General features: G+C 58.9%; 4 protein-coding genes and 1 pseudogene. 4 read left to right on the forward strand and 1 reads right to left on the reverse strand.

The annotated features are described in order from the left end of the window. On the forward strand, positions 1 to 2,066 hold a 2,066-nt coding region (locus tag KI792_14455), incomplete at its 5' end, for an MMPL family transporter (GenBank protein MBV6634225.1). Beyond that, positions 2,063 to 3,058, forward strand: a complete 996-nt coding sequence (locus tag KI792_14460; GenBank protein MBV6634226.1) for an NAD-dependent epimerase/dehydratase family protein — start codon at positions 2,063 to 2,065, stop codon at positions 3,056 to 3,058. The genes KI792_14455 and KI792_14460, both read left to right, overlap by 4 nt. Here KI792_14460 and KI792_14465 read toward each other — a convergent pair whose 3' ends face one another. Next, a complete protein-coding gene (locus KI792_14465) occupies positions 3,059 to 3,925 on the reverse strand; it encodes a polyprenyl synthetase family protein (GenBank protein ID MBV6634227.1) in 867 nt (288 codons plus the stop codon). A 389-nt stretch (positions 3,926 to 4,314) separates the two neighbouring features. Between KI792_14465 and ispH the strand changes: the two genes are divergently transcribed. Both ispH and KI792_14475 read left to right on the forward strand, forming a co-directional pair. Beyond that, positions 4,315 to 5,313 (forward strand): 4-hydroxy-3-methylbut-2-enyl diphosphate reductase, encoded by a 999-nt coding sequence (gene ispH, locus KI792_14470; GenBank protein ID MBV6634228.1) that lies wholly within the window; start codon positions 4,315 to 4,317, stop codon positions 5,311 to 5,313. A gap of 24 nt (positions 5,314 to 5,337) precedes the next feature. Next, positions 5,338 to 5,697 (forward strand): annotated as a pseudogene (locus tag KI792_14475) (hopanoid biosynthesis associated radical SAM protein HpnH). Positions 5,698 to 5,735: the final 38 nt, after the last annotated feature.

Below are 5,735 nucleotides of genomic sequence, written 5' to 3' on the forward strand. Positions count from 1 at the left end.
GCGAGGAGCACCTCGCTGTCATCAGCCTTTTCCCAGTTTTGGAGCCGGGCGCCTTGCTGCCGGCTGAACGGGCGGTGACTGAAATCCGCCAGATTGTAGAGGAGCTAGAGATTGGGCCAGGTGCCGGTGCCTTAGCGGCGACGGTTAGCCTGACCGGTGAGCCCGTCCTGGCGCTGGAAGAGATGGAAACCGTGGTGATCGGCGCCGGCCGGGCGGGCGTCATCTCCCTTGTCCTCGTCGCCTTGATCCTGGGCTTTGGCCTTCGGTCCCTGACCCTGATCGCATCGGTACTGTTCACGCTGGTGACCGGTCTGGTCATGACGGCAGGTCTGGCGGCAGTTGTGGTCGGTAGCCTCAACCTCATCTCTGTCGCCTTTGCGGTTCTATTTGTTGGGCTGGCCGTCGATTTCGGCATCCATTACAGCCTTCGATATCGTGAGGCTTTGGCCCATGCGGAGTATCAGGAAGACGCGCTGATCCATGCTGGCGGTCGATTGGGTGTCGGCATACCGCTTAGCCTTTGCATGCTTTGCACAATCATTGGTTTCCTCTCATTCCTGCCCACCAGCTATCGCGGCCTTGCTGAGTTAGGACAGATCGCGGCGCTTGGCATGGGTGTCGCGTTCATAGGAACAATCACCCTACTGCCCGCCCTACTCAGCCTCTTCCCAGCCCCATCGGCGATTGAGATTGGGAGTACGAGCAGCAATCAAGGGGAGCCGTGGTTTGAGAAACAGGCCGGCAAGATTGTAGCCGCCTGTCTGGTGCTAACACTGGTGGCCTTACCCGTAGCTGTGCTGATCAGCTTTGATGTAAACCCGCTTAACCTCCGTGACCCCGAGAGCCAGTCGGTTGAGACATTCAACCGCTTGGCGGCCGATCCGCTGCTTACCCCCTACCGTGCACAGCTGATTGCTGAGAGCCCAGAGGCGATTGGCGAGTTTGCCGATGATGCTGCACAATCTGATGAAATCGGTATTGTTATCAGCGCCTTAAGCTTCATTCCTGAACAGCAAGATACCGCCCTAGATGCGCTATTTGATCTGGGCTTCCTGTTGGGGCCCAGCTTGGATGGGATCAGCGAGGCTGGCCCGCTCATCACCACCACTTCGATGCGTGAGGGTCTGCTGGCGTTATCAAGCAACCTCAACGCGATCCCACGGCCAATGCCCGGGATTGATCGCTTAATGGCCGCATTGGAGGCAGCAAGACCAGCATCCATTGGTAGCGATGAGCTGCTGGCCTTACATGACCTAATGGCTCGCTTCCTCTACCCGCAGCTAACGGCGATTGGCGCCTCACTGGATGCAAATCCGATAACCCTAGACGATCTACCAGCTGAGATTTTGAGAGATTGGCGCGGTAAAGAAGGCGGTTACCGGGTGGATGTTCTGCCAGCGACGCCAATCGCCTCAAACACCGATATCCGCGCCTTTGCTGAGGCTGTCGCCGCGATTGAGCCAGAGGCGACCGGCACCCCCGCAATCATTACAGCAGCCTCCGATGCCATTGCTGGCGCCTTTGTTCAGGCAACCCTAATCACCCTTGCGCTCATAACGCTCGTGCTGGTTGTTGTGCTACGCAGCCTGACCTCAGTGACGCTGGCACTGTTGCCCTTGGTGCAGGCGGCGGTTCTGGCCATTGCGGTTGCAGCCCTGGCTGGTCAGGCCCTCAACTTCGCCAACATCATCGCCCTGCCCCTGCTCTTCGCCCTTGGTGTTTGCAGCTGCATCCACATGGTCTGGCGGCAAAAGCAGGCCCAGGATGATCTGAGTTTCACGTCAGTTCAGCAAACCACAACTCCCCGGGCGATTACGCTGAGTGCCATCACAACGGTCGCCTCCTTCGGCACGTTGGCAACATCACCCCATCCGGGCACCGCCAGCATGGGATTGCTACTGACCCTGTCGATTGCGGCGACCCTGTTCACGACGCTGATCTTCTTACCCGCCGCCATGGCCTGGCTGGCCAAGCGTAAGCAACAGCAAAGCATTGATGCGGCCCTGGCCCGGCATATTGGCAAGCAGAGAAAGGGCACTGCAAAGAACGAGGATCCACAGCCATGACAACATTGGTCACCGGTGCCACTGGTTTCGTTGGCGCGGCTGTGCTTCGGGCCCTCATTGCCCGTGGCGACCAGGTTCGGGTCCTGCGGCGCGCTGAGAGCCCATCAGCCAATCTGGCTGGGCTGGAAGTTGAGACGGCGATTGGCGATCTCAATGACCCTGATAGCCTGAAGCAGGCGATCACAGGATGCTCTGACTTATTCCATGTCGCCGCAGACTATCGGTTATGGGCCCGCAACCCCTCGACCTTGTACCGAACCAATGTGGATGGGACCGAGGCCCTAATGCGCGCCGCCATGGCCGTCGGCGTCGGCCGCATCGTCTATACCAGCAGCGTTGCAACCCTTGGCAATCCTGGCGATGGCCGCCCCGGTGATGAAGAGACACCGGTTACTGAGGCGGATATGACCGGCGACTACAAACGCTCAAAGTTTCTGGCGGAACAGGTTGTCCGCGCCATGGTGGCAGAGGATGGCCTGCCAGCCGTCATCGTTAACCCCTCCACCCCCATTGGGCCGCGAGACATCAAACCAACACCAACGGGTAAGATGGTGCTGGATGCGGCTGCTGGACGGATGCCAGCCTATGTCGATACCGGGTTGAACGTCGTTCATGTTGAGGATGTGGCTGCTGGTCACCTTCTCGCCCATGAGAAGGGAGAGATTGGTCGACACTATGTGCTGGGCGGCACCGATATGGGCTTGGGCGATATCTTCGCTGCCATTGCCGAACTGACAGGACGGCCCGCACCGAAGTTCTGCCTGCCCATCGGACCTTTGATGCCGGTTGCGGCGATGATGGAAATGATCGCCAAGCTACCCGGCGGGCCAGAACCGATGATGACCCGCGACAGCCTGAAAATGGCACGAAAGAAGATGTTCTTCTCAAGCGCGCGCGCAGCGCGTGAGCTGGGCTATCAGCCCCGCCCGGCCATTGATGCATTTAAGGATGCGATTGCCTGGTTTCAGGAAACCGGGCGTCTTAGCGCCTGATTAGCTGCGGCGCTCAACGACGAAGCGGGCAATCTCGCGCATCATATCGGCGCTGCCCTCAAACCGGCCCAGGTGCTGGATCGCCTGCTCGCTCAACAGTGTTGCTTGCGACCGGGCACGTTCAGCCCCCAGGATTGAGACGAAGGTTGCCTTACCGGCATCCTCATCACGACCGGTTGGCTTACCAACCGTTTCCGCATCACCCTCAATATCCAGCAGATCATCGGCAATCTGGAACGCCAACCCAAGATCATGGGCATAGGCATGGAGCGCATGACGATCCTGCGCCGAGGCACGACCGAGGATGGCACCAGCCTGACAGGCAAAGGCAATCAGATCGCCGGTTTTCATCCGCTGCAGACGGGTGATTTGGCCCAGATCGAGTTCCTGGGTTTCTGCGATCAGGTCGAGCATTTGGCCGCCGACCATGCCACGGGCACCGGAGGCCTTCGCCAACTCGCTGACCAACGTACAACGCACATTTGGATCGGCATGGGTGGCCGGATCGGACAATACCTCAAAGGCTAGGGTCAGCAGCGCATCACCGGCGAGGATCGCGGTCGCATCGTCAAACGCCTTGTGCACCGCTGGCTTACCACGGCGGGTGTCGGCGTCATCCATGGCCGGTAGGTCATCATGGACCAATGAGTAGCTGTGGATCATCTCAACTGCGCAGGCGACGCGAAGCGCACATTCGCGGTCAACGGCAAACAGCTCGGCGCTGCTCATCACCAAAAACGGGCGTAGGCGCTTACCGCCTTCGAGTGTGCCGTGATTGATGGCGGCCATCAGCCGCTGCTCGGGCGCATCGGTTGCGGGCAGCAAGTCGCCCAGACGCTCTTCCACCTGCTCAGCGGCGACGGTCATCGCCTGATGGAGGTCTTTGAACCCTGAGATGGAGACGAGATTCGGCGCCATGGAAGCCCCATTACCTGTTGATGTTATTGACTAAATGACAGATATCGCCAACCAGAACTGCGGATATCCTCCGCTTGCGGCTGGAATATGTGGCGCCCCCAGGAAACCGAGGGCTCGGCGGTGTATGAGGGGTAGCTGTTTCCCTGTCAACTGAACCGGGCCTTGGACATCACCGATCAACGCCCGGGTCATACTGTGGACACACCCGTTCAAATCGCGGCTGAACCGGCTCGAAACGCTTGAATTTCTTAGCCCTTCGTTTAACTGTACGCACTTGCGAGATAAATGATGCGCGGGCCTTGCAAAGGCTGGGTGAACCGCGCCGGATGGATGAGTTCATGACCGATCAAGCTATTGGATCTGGCCAGAAATCGCCCCAGGCTGGTTTGCCCGTTGAAATCATCCTGGCCCAACCCCGTGGCTTCTGCGCCGGGGTTGAGCGCGCCATTGAGATTGTTGAGCGGGCCCTGATCAAGCATGGACCACCGGTCTATGTGCGCCATGAGATTGTGCACAACAAACGGGTGGTCGACACCCTTCGCGCCAAGGGTGCGGTCTTCGTTGAAGAGGTTGATGAGGTGCCACCGGGCGCCGTCACCATCTTCTCCGCCCACGGTGTGGCTGAGCAGGTTGAGAGTGATGCCGCCGAGCGAGAGCTCGATGTACTGGACGCCACCTGCCCGCTGGTTAGCAAGGTGCATAAGGAAGGCCAGCGCTACGCCGATGATGGGTATGAGGTTGTTCTGGTCGGCCATGCCGGTCACCCTGAGGTTGAGGGCACCATGGGCCGCATTGATGGCACGGTCCATTTGGTTGAGACCGAAGAGGATGTTGCCAAGCTGAGCCCGAGTGACCCAGAGCGCCTCGCCTATGTTACCCAAACGACGTTGAGCGTTGATGACACCCGCGGGATCATTGAGGCGCTCAAGAGCAAGTTTCCAGCCGTGACCGGCCCCGATGTTCGGGACATCTGCTACGCGACCCAAAACCGGCAAACCGCCGTTCGTGAATTGGCGCGGCAGGTTGACCTGATCCTGGTCGTGGGTGCCAGCAACAGCTCCAACTCAAACCGCCTTGTAGAGCTGGGTCGTGACTCCGGCGTCGACAGCTATTTGGTTCAAGATGCCAATGATGTTGAGGCCGGTTGGCTAGATGGGGTCGAGACCATTGGCCTCACCGCTGGCGCATCCGCACCAGAGACCGTGGTACAAGAAGTCGTCACGCGCATCTCTGAACTACGCACCACCAATATCCGCACCCTCGACGGGGTGATTGAGAATATCCGTTTCAAGCTGCCTAAAGCCCTGGCCGATGTGTCAGCGCCGGCCGCCGAATAACTCACCGATAGGTTAGACAGTCCCATGGGCATTCCGTTCCGACAGCAAGCAAGCATCGCGCTCCACCTGATGAAGCAAAAGCTCAAGGGCAATAAGCGCTACCCGCTTGTCCTCATGCTTGAGCCATTGTTCCGCTGCAACCTGGCCTGCGCCGGCTGCGGTAAGATCGACTATCCTGAGCCGATCCTGAACCAACGGTTGAGCGTTGAGGAATGCCTTGAGGCCGTCGATGAGTGTGATGCACCGGTGGTTTCCATCCCTGGTGGCGAGCCACTGATCCATAAGGACATCGTTGAGATCGTCAACGGCATCACCGCGCGGAAGAAGTTCGTCTATCTCTGCACCAATGCGCTGTTGATGGTGGTACAGCGAAAATATCAAGAGAGATAGAAGGAGGTAAGGAATATATGGAACTACCGCTC

The sequence above is a fragment of the Alphaproteobacteria bacterium SS10 genome, from assembly GCA_019192455.1.
Classification (GTDB): Bacteria; Pseudomonadota; Alphaproteobacteria; order TMED2; family TMED2; genus TMED2.

Bases quoted from the DNA above. Each gene is read 5' to 3' on its own strand.
- KI792_14460 (MBV6634226.1), top strand. From the start codon at position 2,063: ATGACAACATTGGTCACCGGTGCCACTGGTTTCGTTGGCGCGGCTGTG.
- KI792_14465 (MBV6634227.1), bottom strand. From the start codon at position 3,925: ATGACCGTCGCCGCTGAGCAGGTGGAAGAGCGTCTGGGCGACTTGCTG.
- ispH (MBV6634228.1), top strand. From the start codon at position 4,315: ATGACCGATCAAGCTATTGGATCTGGCCAGAAATCGCCCCAGGCTGGT.